At 59.6% G+C, this 591-nt stretch carries 1 protein-coding gene; it reads left to right on the forward strand.

The genetic code is table 11. The features are described from left to right. On the forward strand, positions 1-537 hold a 537-nt coding region (locus NS331_RS25940; protein ID WP_275936486.1), incomplete at its 5' end, for a molybdopterin dinucleotide binding domain-containing protein. Positions 538-591 lie beyond the last annotated feature (54 nt).

Genomic DNA, 591 nt, shown 5'->3' on the forward strand with positions numbered 1-591 from the left:
CCGTTGCAGTGGGAAGCGCCTGCCGAGGAGAGCGATGCCCATTATGATCTGCTGCTTAACAACGGCCGCATGCTGGAGCATTTTCAGGCCACCAACCAGACGGGGGCGGGGGGACGAATCACCTCGCTGTCGCCTCACTGGTACGTTGAAATCAGCCCCGCACTGGCACAGGAGCGTCACTTGCAGGAAGGCGACTGGGTCAGGCTGACGTCACGGCGCGGTGCGCTTGAGGTGCCGGTGATCATTACTGAACGCGTGGCAGGTAATATCCTTTTTATCCCGATACACCATGGTAAGCCGGGCGTAAACGGACTCACGGGGGATCATCACGATCCTGACGTGCAGACGCCAGCCTATAAAGAAATTGCCATTCGCCTGGAGAAGCTGGCGCGTCCTCCTCACGCTTCACCGCTGCCGTCGCACAATTTTCGCCATGGGCACCGCACGCCGCGCGATCATCTGCCCGTTGAGGATAAATGGCGTCAGCCAGGTTATACGCTGCCGCCTGAACACACCGCCCATCCGGAGAAGTTTTAATGGCTGAACCGCTAAAGTATGACGTGCAGCCCACGCGCACCGAGCCCACGAGAC

Source organism: Pseudacidovorax intermedius, assembly GCF_001476815.1.
Taxonomy (GTDB): Bacteria; Pseudomonadota; Gammaproteobacteria; order Burkholderiales; family Burkholderiaceae_C; genus Xenophilus; species Xenophilus intermedius_A.